At 69.8% G+C, this 16,147-nt stretch carries 12 protein-coding genes; 5 read left to right on the top strand and 7 right to left on the bottom strand.

The window, feature by feature from the left end; translation table 11 throughout:
• Positions 1 to 26: 26 nt before the first annotated feature.
• The 4 genes from ABZ215_RS04200 to ABZ215_RS04215 form a co-directional block, all read right to left on the bottom strand.
• Positions 27 to 422, bottom strand: coding sequence for a hypothetical protein (locus tag ABZ215_RS04200; protein WP_017985613.1), 396 nt, complete (start codon positions 420 to 422; stop codon positions 27 to 29).
• A gap of 66 nt (positions 423 to 488) precedes the next feature.
• On the bottom strand, positions 489 to 3,194 hold the full coding sequence (locus tag ABZ215_RS04205) for a family 78 glycoside hydrolase catalytic domain (RefSeq protein WP_354947648.1): 2,706 nt from the start codon (positions 3,192 to 3,194) through the stop codon (positions 489 to 491).
• The gene (locus tag ABZ215_RS04210; protein ID WP_354947650.1) at positions 3,191 to 6,742 is read right to left on the bottom strand and encodes a hypothetical protein; all 3,552 of its coding nucleotides are present in this window, start codon (positions 6,740 to 6,742) and stop codon (positions 3,191 to 3,193) included. Before ABZ215_RS04210 ends, ABZ215_RS04205 begins: the two co-directional genes overlap by 4 nt.
• Positions 6,739 to 8,028, bottom strand: a complete 1,290-nt coding sequence (locus ABZ215_RS04215; protein ID WP_237335581.1) for an MFS transporter — start codon at positions 8,026 to 8,028, stop codon at positions 6,739 to 6,741. Before ABZ215_RS04215 ends, ABZ215_RS04210 begins: the two co-directional genes overlap by 4 nt.
• 153 nt (positions 8,029 to 8,181) lie before the next feature.
• On the opposite strand from ABZ215_RS04215, the gene ABZ215_RS04220 reads away from it, so the two are divergent.
• The gene (locus tag ABZ215_RS04220; RefSeq protein ID WP_237335582.1) at positions 8,182 to 9,183 is read left to right on the top strand and encodes a LacI family DNA-binding transcriptional regulator; all 1,002 of its coding nucleotides are present in this window, start codon (positions 8,182 to 8,184) and stop codon (positions 9,181 to 9,183) included.
• 61 nt (positions 9,184 to 9,244) lie between these two features.
• Here the strand turns inward: ABZ215_RS04220 and ABZ215_RS04225 are convergent, their stop codons facing one another.
• Both ABZ215_RS04225 and ABZ215_RS04230 read right to left on the bottom strand, forming a co-directional pair.
• Complete coding sequence (locus tag ABZ215_RS04225) at positions 9,245 to 9,496, bottom strand: hypothetical protein (RefSeq protein WP_020418324.1); 252 nt, start codon at positions 9,494 to 9,496, stop codon at positions 9,245 to 9,247.
• A gap of 80 nt (positions 9,497 to 9,576) precedes the next feature.
• Positions 9,577 to 10,110, bottom strand: a complete 534-nt coding sequence (locus ABZ215_RS04230; RefSeq protein WP_354947652.1) for a superoxide dismutase — start codon at positions 10,108 to 10,110, stop codon at positions 9,577 to 9,579.
• Between the two features lie 58 nt (positions 10,111 to 10,168).
• On the opposite strand from ABZ215_RS04230, the gene ABZ215_RS04235 reads away from it, so the two are divergent.
• The 4 genes from ABZ215_RS04235 to ABZ215_RS04250 all read left to right on the top strand — a co-directional run bounded on the left by ABZ215_RS04235 (position 10,169) and on the right by ABZ215_RS04250 (position 15,734).
• Positions 10,169 to 10,684 carry a DUF6328 family protein gene (locus tag ABZ215_RS04235; protein ID WP_354947654.1) on the top strand — a complete coding sequence of 172 codons (516 nt, stop codon included), beginning with the start codon at positions 10,169 to 10,171 and terminating at the stop codon, positions 10,682 to 10,684.
• 59 nt (positions 10,685 to 10,743) lie between these two features.
• A complete protein-coding gene (locus ABZ215_RS04240) occupies positions 10,744 to 12,015 on the top strand; it encodes a glycosyltransferase (protein ID WP_354947656.1) in 1,272 nt (423 codons plus the stop codon).
• A 165-nt stretch (positions 12,016 to 12,180) separates the two neighbouring features.
• Positions 12,181 to 14,022, top strand: coding sequence for a sugar-binding domain-containing protein (locus ABZ215_RS04245; protein ID WP_354947658.1), 1,842 nt, complete (start codon positions 12,181 to 12,183; stop codon positions 14,020 to 14,022).
• Positions 14,023 to 14,201: 179 nt separating this feature from the next.
• Positions 14,202 to 15,734 carry an MFS transporter gene (locus ABZ215_RS04250; RefSeq protein WP_354947660.1) on the top strand — a complete coding sequence of 511 codons (1,533 nt, stop codon included), beginning with the start codon at positions 14,202 to 14,204 and terminating at the stop codon, positions 15,732 to 15,734.
• On the opposite strand, the gene ABZ215_RS04255 is transcribed toward ABZ215_RS04250, so the two are convergent.
• A complete protein-coding gene (locus ABZ215_RS04255; protein ID WP_037324126.1) occupies positions 15,676 to 15,960 on the bottom strand; it encodes a DUF3040 domain-containing protein in 285 nt (94 codons plus the stop codon). The two genes, ABZ215_RS04250 and ABZ215_RS04255, sit on opposite strands and share 59 nt — an antisense overlap.
• Positions 15,961 to 16,147 lie beyond the last annotated feature (187 nt).

A 16,147-nucleotide genomic window follows, 5' to 3' on the forward strand; every position in this document is an offset into this window, starting at 1 on the left:
TCGCTGGTGACTCGCGCCACCCGCAGTCAGGCCTGTTCGACCGCCGGGATGTCGGCGGCGATCCGGGATTTCGGACGCGGCGCGGTGACCGTCCACAGGATCTTGCCGTCCGGCGAGGTGCCGCCCACGCAGGTCAGGCGACGGCACACCACCTGGGCGGCGTGACCGGTGGACCCGAGCTCGATCTTCAGGTGCGGGATGTCCACGGTGGGGCTCTGCAGCACCTGGTCCTCCGCGCGGCCGACCACGAGGCCGGTGAACCACAGCTGGTCGAAGCGCATCGACAGGACGCCCTCGAACAGCAGCTCGACCGGCTCGTCGGGGTTGTCGTCGGTGCGCAGGACCAGCTCCGAGTGCTCGACGCCGTAGCGCCAGACGCGGAAGGCCCGGGACGAGCTGAACAACGGCTCCGGCTGGTTCATGGCCCCAGTATGGGTCCTGATCAGCCGCGCCGCGGCCCAGCCGTCACCGGACCAGTTGACACCGGCTCACGCCAGCAGCTTCTCCAGCGCCCGCTTCGCGTCCGAGCCGTCGGACAGCGTCTTCATCGCCAGAAAATCGGCCAGCTCGGCCGCCGGGCGGTCCAGGTAGCGCCCGGCCCGGTGCGCGGCGTCCACCGCGTCCTCGGCGAGCCCGTGCGAGACCAGCAGCGACACCGCGTCCGGCCACTTCGGCGAGCCGATCAGGTCACGAATGGTCCGCACGCGCGGCTGCGACAGGCACGGGTCGTCGACCGTCCAGCTGTGCGTGCCGTGCCGCACCTCCGCCACCGGCCCGCCCGGGACGTGCACCTCGGCCCGCGCGCCAGGCGGCACCACGACGTCGAGCGTCAGCTTCCCGTCCGCCCGGCGCCAGGCCACCGAAGCCGCACCGTAGGGCGTCTCGTGCCGGGCCGAGGCGTGGGTGAGCGCGGCGTCCGGCACCGGGCGCACGACGATCGACCGGTAGCCGGGCGCCGCGGGCGCCAGCCCGGCGACCGTGCGGTGCATCCAGTCGGCCACCGCGCCCAGCGCGTAGTGGTTGAACGAGGTCATCTCGCCCGGGTTGATCGAGCCGTCCGGCAGCATGCTGTCCCAGCGCTCCCAGATCGTCGTCGCACCCATCGTCACCGGGTACAGCCACGACGGGCAGCCCCGTTCGAGCAGCAGCCGGTAGGCCAGCTCCGGATGGCCGGCCGTGGTGAGCGCGTCCGTGATGAGCGGCGTGCCCACGAATCCGGTCGCGATGCGGAAGCCGTTGGTCCGCACGAGATCAGCCAGTCGTCGACCCGCGACCGTGCGCTGCTCCGCCGTCGGCAGCAGTGCCCACTCGATCGCCTGTGCGTACACGGTCGGCGCGTCCGAGAGCACCCGGCCCGATCCGGTGACGTACTCCCGGGCGAACGCGGCGCGCGTCTCTTCGGACAGCGTCCGGTATTTCGAACCGTCCCGGCCGAGCACCTCGGCCGCCGCCGCCACGATCTCCGCGGACCGCGCGAGGTACGCCGTCGCGACCACGTCCGAGTCGGCCTTCGCGGCGAACGGGTCGTCCGGCGGCGCGGCCGGGTCCAGCCAGTCACCGAACTGGAACCCGCCCGCCCACACGCCGTCCGTGGTCAGCGACGCGATCTTGTCGACCCACCCGCGCATGCTGTCGAACTGCCGCGCGAGCACCTCCGCGTCGCCGAACCGCTGGTAGAGCACCCACGGCACGATCACCGCGGCGTCGCCCCAGGCCGTCGCGGTGGGGCTGTCGCCGGGCAGCACGTCCGGGATCACGAACGGCACCGCGCCGTCCGGGTGCTGGTCGGCGGCCAGGTCGGCGAGCCACGAGCGGAGGAACCCGGCGCAGTCGTAGAGGAAGGACGCGGTGGGTGAGAAGACCTGGATGTCGCCGGTCCAGCCGAGCCGCTCGTCGCGCTGCGGGCAGTCGGTCGGCACGTCCAGGAAGTTGCCGCGCATGCCCCACACGACGTTCTCGTGGAACTTCTCCAGGTCCGGGTCCGAGCAGCTGAACCAGCCGGTGCGCCGCAGGTCGCTGTGCACCACGACGGCCTCCAGGTCCTCGGCCCGCAGATCGTCCACTCCGGACACTTCCGCGTACCGGAACCCGTGGAACGTCAGGCTCGGCTCCAGCACGGTTTCGGTACCGCCGGGGAGGACGTAGGTGTCCGTCGCCTTCGCCGACCGCAGCGGCCGCACGCCGAGCTCGCCGTCCTCCAGCACCTCGGCGTGCCGCACGGTGACCTCGCGCGCGTCCCGCACGCGCAGCCGCACCCAGCCGACCACGTTCTGGCCGAAGTCGACCAGCGTCTTCCCGGACGGCGACGACCACACCCGCACCGCGGGCACCACCTCCGTCACACGCACCGGCGGCCCCTCGGGCGCGACTAGCCTGCTCAGGTCGGCCTCGACCACCTCGACCTCGTCCACTTCGGACTCGGACAGCGTCAGGTCGGTGCGCTGCCCGTCGTACAGGTCGTCGGCGGTGATCCGGCTCTCCGTCGCCGACCACCGCTCGTCGGTGCCGATGACTTCGGTGGTGCCGTCGGCGTAGGTCACCTCCAGCTGGGCGAGCAACGCGAGGCGATCGCCGTAGAGCGCGCGGCGGCCGGACCAGGTGAGCCGTCCGCGGAACCAGCCGTTCCCGAGCAGGAACTCCAGGTCGTTGGTCCCCTCGCGGAGCAGCGAGGTGACGTCGTGGGTCTGGTAGCGCAGCCGGTGCTCGTAGCTGGTCCAGCCGGGCGCCAGCACCTCGTCACCGACCCGGGACCCGTTGATCGACGCCGTGTAGACGCCGTGCGCCGTCGCGTACAGCCGCGCGGACACGATCCCCGGCCGCAGTTCGACGCTGCGGGTGAGGATCGGCGCGCGCTGCCCGATGCCGCCGATCGTGCGTGGGCTGATGAACCGCGCCGACCAGTCCTCCGGGTGGAGCAGCCCGGTTTCCACCGTGGCGGGCTCGGACCACTCGTCGCCGACGCGCACCCGCACGGTCGCCCTGGTCCGCGACGGCAGCGGCTCGAACGGCCACGGCACCAGCACCTGCTCGGCGGATTCGACCCGCGCCGTCGTCGACCCGTTCAGCTCGACCTCGTACGCGGTCTGCGACCAGTCCGGGTCGTCGGTGCGCACCTGCCAGGACAGGCGTGGCGTGCCGGTGCCGATGCCCAGCGCGACGTCGTGGTGCTCGAAGCGGACGGCGGTGACGGTCAACGGTCGCTCTCCTTCTCGTGCTGTACCAGCCGCACCGGCCCGAACAGGCCCGTGCGGACCTGCCCGGCGGCCACGGCCATCGTGGGTGACGCGTCGTCGAGGTAGCCGGCGAGCGTGCCGCGGACGACGATTTCCAGTTCGTTGACGCCGTCCCGGATCGCATCCGAGATTTCGGACCGCCACGGGCCCCAGACCAGGCGGTCGACCAGCCGGCCGTTGACCACCACGTCGGCCGTGCCGCGCACCTCGCCGAGGTCGAGCACGACCCGGCCGGGCAGCGCTTCGAACGTGGTCCGGTACCGGACCAGGCCGCCCAGCGCGCGCAGCCCGAGGTCCTCCCAGCTGCGCAGTTCGACCGGTGCCTCGGCGGTCTCGACCTCGATCCCGGAGACGAGCAGCGCCCCGCCCCGGCGGCCGTCGACCGCGCGGAACCGCAGCTCCACCGTGCTGCCCGCGGCGAGCGGCGCGGGGAAGCGCACGCGCTGGTCGACCGGCTTGTACTCGGCCTCGCCGACGCGCACCACGACGTCGAGGTCGGTCGGGATCCGCAGCGCCACCGCCCCGAGCGGGGCCGGGAAGGTCAGCGTCTCGGTGCGTTCCCCGGCCGGCGCGACGTCGGGGACCACTGGCACGACGACGTCGCCGGGCGCGGCGGCGGGTTCGAGCCAGTGCGCGCCGGGCAGCGGGTGCGGCCGCGCGTGCAGGCACAGGAACCGCGGATCGCGCCGGTGCAGGCGGCGCACCTCGCCCCAGTCCGGGCCGCTGACCAGTCGCGGGTCACGCGAATCCACCGCGACCGGTCCAGTCGTGACCAGGGTGAGCGTGTTCTCACCGCGGCGGAGGTGCTCGCGCAGGTCGTAGGGGTGGATGCGGATCTCGCGGAAACCGGGGTAGGGGTTGAAGTCGCCCTGCCTGCCCACCTCGGCGCCGTTGACGAGCACCCGGCAGGCCTCCTCGCTCGCGACCTGCACGGTCGCGTCGGTGGGCACCTCGTCGAGGTGGAAGGTGCGGTTGATCTTCCCGCCCGCCAGCCATTCCGGCCTGCGGTAGCGCTCGGGATCGGTGACCACCGCGAACGACGCCCGCAGCGGCCCGTCCTGGTCCGCGGTGAACTCGATCTCCACGCACACCGTCCGGCCGGACGGCAGCGGGCTGAACGACTGGTAGCCCGGCCCGTCGACCGGAACCTCCGCGCCGTCCACGAGCACCCGTCGCGCCGCGCTCGCTCCGACGGCGAGGAACAGGCCGTCGCGCTCGGGCAGTGGCAGATACGTTCGTACGCCGACCGTCTCCCCGGCCTCGACGTGACGCCAGTCGAGGAATTCCTCGGGCACGTAACCCTTGGGCCCCAGCGCTTCCGCGTGACCGGGGTCGTCCCGGATGCCGCGGGACAGCGACCAGACCGCGGGCTGCCACCCGTCGCCGTCCCGGGCTTGCGCGAAGACGCCGTACCCGGCCAGCTCGTCACCCAGCCGCCAGACCTCCAGCGGCAGCACGCCGGTGCGGGCGGGGGCGGCCAGGTCGCCGTGCCGGTTGTCCAGAGTGGACTCCGCACGGGCGCGCCAGCCGTCGAGGTGCACCGACCGGACCACGGAACCGGGCGGGGTGTGCGTCGCCTCCGGCAGGTCGTCGCCGAACACCAGCAACGTGATCGGGCCGTCGGTGAAGACGACCTCGACCTCGCCGTCCACGACTGGGACATCCGTGCGCTCCCCGGTGCGCGGGTTCCACTGCTGGGCACGGCCGGTCACTCCGGCCACGTGCGCCACCCGGTCCGACGGGGAGACGAACTCGTACCCGTCCTCGCGCAGCTGCCGCCAGTACTCCTCCCAGGGAAACCCCTGGTCCGTCCAGCCTTCGCGGTCGAGGTCGACGATCGGCGCCCGGGTGCCGCTGCGCTCGTCGTGCGCGGTGAGCAGCAGCACGTGCCGGTCGCCGTGCCGCCGGAGCAGGAACGGCACGTCGGACCGGATCTGGGATTTCGGAAGGACCGCGGGCACGTCCTCCGGCGAGCCGACCGTGACCGCGCCCGCGACCGGGCAGCTGCCGACGCAGACGACCGTCCCGCCGGCCGCGGCGAACTCCGCGAGCCGGGCGGCCGCGGCCGGGAGCAGCAGCTCGACGTCGGGCAGGACCACCGCCCGGTAGGTCTCCGGGCCGATCCGGAGCGCGCCGTCCGACACCTCCCCGGCGGCGATCGTGGCCTCGTCGAACGTGTCGTGGTCGATCCCGGCCCGCTCCAGCACACCGCGTTCCTCGGCGAACCACGTGCCGACACCGTTCAGCGCGTGGAACGAGGCCGCGGCCCGTTCGGCTGGCGGCAGCGGTCCGTCGAGCGTCAGGTAGGCCTGGGCGGTGCTGGTCGGCGACAGCAGCACGACGTCGCAGGAGTGGGTGCCCGCCGTCAGCACCGAGCACAACCGGCTCACCGCGCCGGCGAACTGGCCGTAGGCGGGCCAGTACGGCTGCCGCCAGCACGTCGACGGCGGCGCCCACTCCCACCAGCCGCCCGCGGTCGAGTAGTACACCGCGTGCGGGTCGTAGAGCGTGGCGCCGCGTCGCAGGAACGGCGCGAGCCAGTCGTAGGTCTCCTCCAGCGTGCCGCCCCAGCCCGACGAGTGGAACGCCTCGATCCAGGTGCGCGGGTGCCCGTGCACGTGGGCGAGCGAGCTGTGCACCTTCGCGTCGCCCCAGTGGTCGCTGCCCGGCGCGCCGAACCCGGAGTGGGTACCGAGGTAGTCGCCGTAGATCCGCACGCCGCCGACCGGGTCGCCTTCGCGGGCCGGGCTCGCCTGGTCGAAACCGCAGATCAGCCCGCGGTGGCTGAACCACTGAGCCAGTGGGTCGAAGAACGCCCGGCGCGCCAGGCGGGCACGGTGTTCCTGGTAGTCCCGGCGTACCCGGGCCGACTCGGGGTCCGCGCCCTCGTACAGCGCGGACAGCCGAGGCAGCAGGTCGTAGCCGTACTCGGCGGCGAAGGTCTCCGCGAAGTCGTGCCCCCAGGTCGGCAGCGGCGGCAGCTCGTCCTGGAAGAACCCGGGGATCACCGTGCCGAACCAGCGTCCGACGTGTCGTTCCAGCTCGCCGTGCACCTGGTCGAGCAGGGCCGCGCAGGCGTCCGGGTTGAAGTAGTCGAAGCCGCTGACGTGGTGGCCGACCGTGCCGTCGGGGTTCCGGTGCAGGGCGAGCCCGGCGAACTCCGGGCGGGCCGCGGTGAGGCGGCCCTGGAAGTTCGCACCGGAGAACCCGATCTGGTCGTACATCCACAGCTGGAACCCCAGCTCGGCGGCGTCCGCGCACGCGCCGTCCAGCAGCTCGATCCACTTCGGACTCAGGAACGGCGGGTCGTCCGCAAGCGAGCCGAACATCGGGCCGGTGGGCGCCAGGCACATCACCACCGCCTGCCGGACGCCCTGCGACACCAGCTGTTCCATCTGCCACCGGACCCGGTCCCCGGTGACCCGGCCGCCGCTCCACCACCAGATCGGCAGCGGGGAGAACTCGGGGCCGGGATCGGTGAACCGGGTCAGCAGCTCGTCGGAACTCATGCGGTGGCGCGCTCCGCCTCGATCTGCTCCAGCGACTTGCCGGACGTGTTGGGCATGAAGAAGAACCCGACGCCGCCGCTGATCACCAGGAACAGCGTGAGCAGGCCGCCTGCGACGGTGAACCCGCCGCTGGCCAGCGTCGGCAGGAAGAAGCTCCACACGCCGAGCAGCGTCCGGGCGACGCCGAAGGTGAAGCCCTGCGCGGTGCCGCGCAGCATCGTCGGGAACAGTTCCTGGCTCCACACCTTGTAGAACGCCTCACCGGCGAGCGAGCAGCCGACGCCGAACAACACGATGTTCGCGATGATCACCGGGATGTTGAACGGCAGCACCACGTAGATGCCGTAGGCGACGATCTGCATGACCGCGCCGATGCCCCACATCCACTTGCGCGTGTGGTGGCTGCGGTCGGCGAAGCGCATGAACACCAGCGTGGTGACCAGGATGCCGATCAGGAACCCGGCGCAGGACAACGCGACGCTGGCCGCCTGGCTGCCCGCGTTGAGCGTTTTGATGACGTACGGGGTGAAGATGCCGCCGGTGCCTGCCGCGATGTTCCAGAACACGTAAACGAGGCCGGTGAACAGCAGCGCCTTGAGGTGCGCGCCCTGGAAAAGCGCTTTCAGCTGGTACTTGACGTCCTTGGTGGACGACGCCGACGTCCAGCGCGCGGACTCCGACAGGCCGCGGCGCATCGCCCACGTCACCAGCGCGATGACGAACAAGTGCAGGAACACGATCCGCGTGCCGAGCAGGTCCAGCGGGGTGAGCGCGAGCGACAGCAACAGCACGATCACCGGGCCGAGGTTCCACGCGACCTGCGTGAACCCGAGCAGCTTCCCGCGCGCTTTCGACGGGGAGAACTCGCCCACCAGCGCCAGCGACGTCGGCACATCCGCGCCGACCGCGACACCGACGACGAAGGTGCCGATGAACAGCATCGGCGTGTTCACCGCGAGCGCGATGCACAGGATGCCCGCCGCGTAGACCAGCAGGTCGTACTTGTAGATCCGCTTCCGGCCCAGCTTGTCGCCCAGCCTGCCGCCGATGAACGCGCCGATCGCGCAGCCGATGGCGTTCGGGCCGATCGCGGCGAGCGCGCCCACCGCGCCGTCGGAGAGGCCGAGGTAGCTTTGGAAGAGGGCGAGACCCGCGCCGAGCGCGACGATCGAACCGGCATCCAGGTAGGAGGCCATGCCCGCGAGCACGGACCACCGCCACTGCTGGCGGGTGATCGTGCCGCCGTCCTCGACCGAGCTCGTGCCGACGGTTTCGCGTGAGGTCATGTGGTTCTCCTCGTCTTCGTTGACGCAGGACACATTTTGAAACGTATTAAGGACGCAGGTTAGCGTTTGAGTGGGGGAATAACAAGCTTCCGTTCGGCCCATTGAACGTTTCATGCGTGCTACGCTGTGGTCCCTGGGAGATCGAGGGGACGCATGGTTGGCATCAAGGATGTGGCCCGGCGCGCCGGGGTCTCCATCGGCACGGTGTCCAATGTGGTCAACCGGCCGCACATCGTTTCCCCGGCCACCCGGTCACGTGTGCTGTCCGTGATCGAGGAGCTGGGGTACGTCCGCGACGAGTCCGCCCGGCAGCTCCGGGCCGGCCGCAGCCGCATCATGGCGCTGCTCGTCCTCGACCTGGCGAACCCGTTCTTCGTCGACGTCGCCCGCGGTGCCGAGCAGGCCGCGCACGACGCGGGCCTGAGCGTCATCACGTGCAACAGCGGGCAGCGCGTCGACCGCGAGGAGTCGTACCTGTCGCTGCTGGCCGAGCAGCGGGTGCGGGGGCTGCTGCTGAGCCCGGTCGACACGTCGGGCGCGGCGTTGGAGACCTTCCGCCGCAGCGGGATCCCGTACGTGTTCGTGGACCGGAAGGTGCCCGCGGACGAGGCGAGCTCGGTGTCGGTGGACGACCTCGCGGGTGGCGAGCTCGCCGGGCGGCACCTGCTGGAGACCGGGCACCGGCACGTCGCGTTCGTGAACGGGCCGCGGATACTCACGCAGTGCCGCGACCGGGAGCAGGGGCTGCGGACCGCCTTGGAGGGGTCCGGGGCGGAGCTGTCGGTGATCGAGACGAGCGAGCTGGACGTGGTGTCCGGGCGGGACGCCGGCGCGCGGCTGCTCGGGATGAGCCCCCGGCCGACGGCGGTGTTCTGCGCCAACGACCTGCTGGCGCTGGGTGTGCTGCAGGCGATGGTCGGCGCGGGCGTGCGGGTGCCGGACGAGATGGCGATCGTGGGCTACGACGACATCGAGTTCGCCGGTGCGGCTGCGGTCCCGCTGACGTCGGTGCGCCAGCCCGCGCGGCGGCTGGGGCAGACGGCGGCGGAGCTGCTGATCGCGGAGACGGCCGATCCGGAGAACCGGCCGCCGCACCGGTCGGTGGTGTTCAAGCCGGAGCTGGTCGTCCGGGCCTCGACGCAGTACCGCCGCTGAGCGGTTCGCAACCGCGGCGCCGACTGGGGTGGCCGGGGATGCCCCAGTCGGCAGTCGGCGCTTAGTGTTTGGCCACGTAGCGGCGCCAGAGCCGGCGCGGTTCCGGCTCGCGCGGGGCGGGCACCAGCAGGTGCGTCAGGCACTCCTCGCAGGTCCGGCCCGGCGGGGCGGTCATGGCGGCGGGGAGGAACCGCGCGCCGCACACCGCTTCCAGTTCCAGGCCGGGTGCCATGGCCGTGTCGGGGACCGCGTGCTCGGCCGTGCCGTCCGCGCTGGTCACCCAGACCGGGTGGTCGTCCGGGGTCGCTTCCACCGCTTCTCCCCTCCGCCGCTGCTCCGTCCGGGCCTACCCGCGGCCGTCCGGCTCATGCCGGATTCACCTGGCCGTGGCGGTCACCTCGGCCCGAACTCGAGGTTCAGGCAGGCCAGCCGCCCGCCCGCCGTCCCGGCGTGACCCGGGTCCGTGTGCGTGTGCGTTTCGTGGATCACGACGGAGCCGGGCAGCCGGTCGCCGTAGGTCCAGTCCACCCGCGACACGGCGAACCCGCTGCCGTTCGCGGAGGTGGTGAAGTCCAGCCAGATCTCGTTGCGCGGGTTGGCGTACGCGGGGTCGGTCGAGGGCTGCACCGGGTCGGGAACGTGCTGGTAGTGCGGCCCCGAATCGTTCGGGGACGCGCCGCAGGGCTTGGTGTGGACGTGGGCGCCGTACTCGCGGCCGGGCAGCAGGCCGCGCACGGAAAGCGTGGTCAGCGTGCCCGTCACCGACGCCGTGAACGCCCGCGCGCTCGCCCCCTCCGGCACGAGGGCCGTGTTGTAGCGCACGACGGAGGCGCCGACGCCCACCTGCGCGGCGGGCGCGGCGGCGGCTTCGGCCGGCCAGAGGGCCGGCAGCACGGCCGCGGCGAGGACCAAGGGGACGATTCGCATGATGTTCCATTTATCGGTCATTCTGTGACCGCGCAAATCCTCCCATAGGCTGATCTCCGTGAACGTCCGTGACGAAGAGACCCCGAACCAGCGCCTCGCGCGCAACGTGAACGAACTCCTCGGCGAGCTGCGGGTCGCGCAGGCCGGGGTGCAGATCCTGTTCGGCTTCCTCCTGACGGTGGTGTTCACTAGCGAGTTCCGCGAGGCCAGCGGGTTCGAGAAGGCCGTGCACCTGGTCGCGGTCCTCCTCGCGGTCGTCTCCACGGCGCTGCTGTCCTCGCCCGCGGCGTGGCACCGGATCCTGTTCCGCGCGGGCCGCCGCGACGACATCCTGCGCGCGGGCAACCGCGCCGTACTGGCCGGCCTGGTGTGCCTGGCGGCCGCGATCACCGCGACGGTGTCGCTGATCGCGAAGGTGGTCTACGGCCCGATCGCGATGGCCGTGGTCGGTGGGCTGGTCGGCGTCACGTTCGCGGTGCTGTGGTTCGTGGTCCCGAACTTCCTGTCCAACCACTCGGGCAACGACACGCGCCCGTCCCCGGTGCCGCCGAGCGACTCCGCGACGGCCGAATGAGGGACAGGTTGAACTGACCTCCGTAGTCGTGCCGGTCCGTTCTGCGTACCCATGGGTGGATGAAGGTCCTCATCCTCACGCACGGTAGCCGCGGCGATGTGCAGCCGTTCGCCGCGCTGGCCCGAGCCCTGCGAGCAGCCGGCCACCACGTGGTCATCGGCCTTCCCGGCTCGATGACCTCGCTGGTCGAGCCCCAGGGGGTTGATGTCGTGCGGTTCAGCGACATCGCCGCAAAGCTGGTCAACTACCCCGAATTCCAGGAGATGGCGGAGAACAACTTCCGTGGGTTGCGAGGGAAGAAGACCGCCCTGCACCTCCGGCCCAAGTACGTGGGAATCATCGCGGAGGCGCTGGACGATCTTGCGAGAGCGGGACAGCACGGAGCTGGTGCGGACCTGGTAGTCCACAACGTCAGCCTTCCCGGGCACGAGGTCGCGGAGCTGCTCGGCGTACCAGCTCTTCCGGTCGGTTTGCAGCCCTTCTGGGTGCCGACCAGTGCGTTTCCCGAGCCGCGTTTCCCGTGCCGGGTCCCGTCGGCGATGAACAGGGCCACGTACATCTGGGCCCGCCTGATGCTCGCGTACTACGAGGGAAGCTCGGTGCGCGACTGGCGTAGCGAGACGTTGCGCCTGCCTTACCGGCGAAATCACCGCAACTACCTTCGCGGCCGCGGTAGGCCTGCGGTGGGCATGCTGCATGGCTTCAGCCGGCACGTACTGCCTCGGGAGCTCGATTACCCCTCGTGGGTGCACACCACCGGGTTCTGGACCTTGCCGACCAGACCTGGTTGGTCGCCTCCGCAGGACCTGTACGAATTCCTGTCGGCCGGTGAGCCGCCCGTGTATATCGGCTTCGGCAGCAACATCGGCACGAACGCGGCGAGAACGGGCCGTGTTGTTGCGGAAGCTGTGCGCCGGGCGAAGGTTCGCGCTGTGGTTGCGACCGGTTGGGGGGCGATCACAGCGGGTGCGCGGGACGATCAGTTGTACTACGTCGACCAGGTCCCGCACGATTGGCTGCTGCCTCAGATGGCGGCGGTGGTTCACCAGTGTGGCGGTACGATCAGCGCGGCTGTGGTCTCTGGCCGGCCACAGGTCGTCTGTCCGTTCGGGTTCAGCGACATGCCCTACTACGCGAGTCGTATGCACGCTCTCGGGGTCGCGCCGCCGCCACTGCCGCAACGCAGCCTGACCGCTGCCGATCTCGGGGACGCGATCATCCGGGCCGTTTCAGACCGGGACATGGCAGCTCGGGCGCAAGAGCTGGGCAGCCTGTCGCGTGCGGAGGGGGGTGCCGCGGCGGCTGTGGAAGTGATCGAAACGATCATCTAACACCTTCTGCTTCCTAGTAGGCCTTCACCTGCAGCGCCGACAGCGCCCGGCCGGGTGGTGTCGGCGCTTCTTCTTGCGAGTCGCTTCGGCGTTGTGTCCTCGCTCCGCCGTTTGCTAACTTGTCCCTAGTTCGGCAGTTGGCACGCAGGTTCTGCTAGGAGAAACATGATTCCCAGGCCGGAGTATCCGCGTCCGCAGTTCGTCCGGCCCGACTGGCTTTGCCTCAACGGGAAGTGGCAGTTCGAGGTGGACCGCGCGGATTCGGGACTCGACCGGGGGATGGCCGAACGTGAGCTGACGGGCGAGATCGTTGTGCCCTTCTGTCCTGAATCGGAGTTGTCCGGTGTCGAGGACGTGGACTTCATGGAGGCGGTGTGGTACCGACGCACCGTCCAGATACCGGCCGATTGGCGCGGCCGGAAGGTCTTGCTGCACTTCCAGGCGGTTGATCACGACGCCACGGTGTGGGTCAACGGGCACGAGGTGACGCGGCACCGGGGCGGCTGGACGCCGTTCACTGCGGATCTGAGTCGGGTGGTCACCCCGGGCGAGGACGCGACCATCGTCGTCCGGGCGCGCGACCCGCGCACCGGTCCGCAAGCTCGGGGCAAGCAGTCTGAACGCTACGAGAACTACACCGCCTACTACACCCGTACCACTGGGATCTGGCAAACCGTCTGGCTCGAGCCGGTACCGCGCAGTCATCTCCTCCGGCCTCGGATCACGCCGGAGCTGGCCACCTCGTCGTTCACGGTCGAGGCTCGAGTCAGCGGTCCGAAACGGGGGCTGGTCGTCCGAGCCAAGCTGTCTGACTCGTCAGGGGAACTGGCATCTGCGACTGCTCGTGCGGACCTGGACTTCGCCACGAGAGTCGAACTGGCCGTTCCGGCAGGCCGCCGCCGGCTCTGGTGTCCGGAGGACCCAGCGTTGTACGACATCACGATCGAACTCGTCGACGGTGACGGACACCTGATCGACTCCGCGCAGAGTTACGCAGGATTGCGCGGGATCGCCATCGATGACAAGGCTGTTCTGCTGAACGGCCGCCCGGTGTTCCAGCGCCTCGTTCTCGACCAGGGTTACTACCCGGACGGCCTGATGACCGCACCATCCGAGGAGGCGCTGGTCAAGGACATCGAACTGGCCATGTCGGCGGGCTTCAACGGGGCGCGTCTCCACCAGAAGGTGTTCGAGGAGAGGTTTCTCTACCACTGCGATCGGTTGGGCTACCTGGTCTGGGGGGAGTTCGGCGATTGGGGTGCCTATACCGGCGCCGCGGTGGATTGCCAGCAACCGACCGCCTCCTTCACCACGCAGTGGCTCGAGGTTCTCGAGCGCGACTACTCACACCCCTCGATCGTCGGTTGGTGCCCTCTCAACGAGACCCTGCAGACCATGCATGACCGGATCACGGTGCTCGACGACGTCACCCGGGGTATGTTCTTGGCGACGAAGGCGGCTGACCGTTCCCGGCCGGTCATCGATGCTTCCGGCTACGCGCACCGCGTGCTCGAGACGGACGTGTACGACTCCCACAACTACGAACAGGACCCGGCCAGGTTCGCGGAGGCGATGGCCGGGATCGGGGTGGATCTCCCCTTCGTGAACGGCGAGAGCGACCTGCCTCTGCCGAGGCGCCTACCGGATGGTCCGTGGTCGGTGCCATACGGTGGCCAGCCTTATTTCTGCAGCGAATTCGGTGGTATCTGGTGGAATTCCGAAAGCGAACCTGGCGACGACTCGTGGGGTTACGGTGAGGCTCCCCGTTCTGTCGAGGAGTTCTACCGCCGGTTTGAGGGTTTGGTGTCGGTCCTGCTTGACAACGTGCACATGTTCGGCTACTGCTACACGCAGTTGACTGACGTTTTCCAGGAACAAAACGGCCTTTTCCGGTTCGATCGCTCCGCGAAATTCGATGTGGCTCGTATCCGGGCCGCGCAGAGCACCGTCGCCGCGATCGAAAAGGTGTCGCCGATTCCTGATCGGTTTGATCGGTCTGCATTGTGACCTCCATCGCCTGAAGTCATCGCCGTGTGCGGTTCGGCCAGATCCGGTCATGGTGTCCATCGGAGGCGGCTTTTCGTCCCGCACACCTGGTGGCGCAGAACCGGAGGTCGAGGGGAAGCATGCGGAACCGATGTCCGTCGGCCGCGGATGGGCGTGCGGGATGGCGCCAGTGGGCAGCTGTGGCGTTGCTGGCCTTGCCCATGTTGATGACGGCGCTCGACACCAGCGTTCTCTACCTCGCATTGCCGCACCTCAGCCTTGCGCTGGGGGCGACCAGCGTTCAGCAGTTGTGGATCCTGGACATCTACGTGTTCCTGGTCGCCGGCCTGCTGATGACCATGGGCACGGTGGGAGAGCGGATCGGGCGGCGCCGGTTGTTGCTGACCGGGGCGGCTGCCTTCGGCGCTGCCTCAGTGCTGGCCGCGTACTCCACGAGTGTTGCGATGCTGGTGGTCGCGCGGGCGGCGATGGGAATTGCCGGTGCTGCGCTCCTGCCGACCGCGCTCTCCCTGATCAGTTGCATATTCGTCGACGCCAGGAGGCGAGCGGCCGCCATCGCCATTGGTTCTTCCTGCGTCATGATCGGAGCGGCGATCGGCCCGGTGGTCGGAGGACTCCTGCTGGGATGGTTCTGGTGGGGATCTGTGTTCCTGGTCGGTGCCGTGGGAATGGTCGCCCTGCTAGCGGCGGGACCGCTGGTACTCCCGGAATACCGCCGTGTGGAGGTCAAACGGCCCGACCTCACGAGCGTGGTGTTGTCGTTGGTTGCCGTCCTGTCGGTGGTCTACGGCGTCAAGGAGCTGGCGCGGGGCGGTTGGCACCCGGTTCACGTGGTGATCATCGTCGCCGGAGCGGCCGTCGGCGCCGCCTTCCTCTTCCGGCAGCGCTTCCTGGCGGAACCGCTGGTGAATCTGAGCCTCTTCCGGAGGCGGAAGTTCACCGGCGCGTTCGTGGTGATGCTCGGCTCACAGATCGTCCTGGGCGGCACCTACGTGTTCATCCCCCTGTACCTCCAGCTCGTGCAGGGGTTCACACCGGTGCAAGCCGGGGCCTGGTTGGTTCCCCAGTCCGTCACGGCCGTTGTCAGCACCCAGTTGAGCCTGTACTTCGTCCGCCGGTTCCCGCTCTCCGGGGTGCTGGCCGGCGCGCTGGTCGTGTGTATGACCGGTTGTGTCCTCCTCGTGGCGAGCAGTAGCCTCCCGCTCGTCATCGCGGGTTCCCTGGTCCTCTACCTCGGCGTTCTGCCGGTCGTTACCCTGGCGTCCGACTTGGTGGTCGGGTCGGTCGACGCCGCCGGCGCTGGTTCGGTTTCGTCGCTGTTGCAGACGAACAACCACCTGGGCAGCGCAGTGGGACTGGCGTTCCTGGGAAGCATCGGCAGTGCCGTCTACCGAGGTGTGACCGACCTTCCATCCGGCCTGCGCGCCGACGAAGCCGAGCAGGCTAAGGAAGGGCTCTCGGGGGCGCTCGCGGTCGCGGCGAGGCTGCCGGCCGGTGACGGGGACAGGCTGGTCGACTCCGCCCGCCAGGGTTTCGTCATGAGCATGCATGTCGTCGGCGCGCTTGGAGCGCTCGCGATGCTTGCGCTCGCTGTGTTCGCGTTCATACTCCTGCGGCCGCAGCCCGACGCGGGAGACGGGCCACGGGGTGCCGTCAGTACAACCGGTGCAGCCAGGCGCGCCAGATCAGCGCCGTCGGCACCACGGAAGTGAACACGGTTCCGATCACGAACAGGATCACTGCCTGTGACTGGGCCGCCGCTACGAGCAGGAAAAGCCCCAGCACGGGCGAGCAGAGGATCCCGAGCACGGACAGCAGGATGCCGGACACGCGCATCGGCCGTAGTTCGGCAAGCCGCTGCGCCAGCCGTGGGTTTTCGGCGGCCAGTTGCCGCTCGATCTCCGAGAGCCGTCGCTGTTCTTCACCGTGGAGTGCCATCGCCTGCACCGCCTCTACCGACCAGTATCGCTCGCCGACGGGTCCTTGTCACGATGTGATCTGCGCTGTGCTTTGGCTGCCGTTCCGTGCGCCCTCACGGTGAGTAGGTAATATTACCTCCCGTTAACCCGATCGCGGGAACCAAAGGGCGAGGGGAGAGCGTCCGATCCTGCGAGAACGAACCGTG

The sequence above is a fragment of the Amycolatopsis sp. NPDC006131 genome, from assembly GCF_040614175.1.
GTDB lineage: Bacteria > Actinomycetota > Actinomycetes > Mycobacteriales > Pseudonocardiaceae > Amycolatopsis_E > Amycolatopsis_E tucumanensis.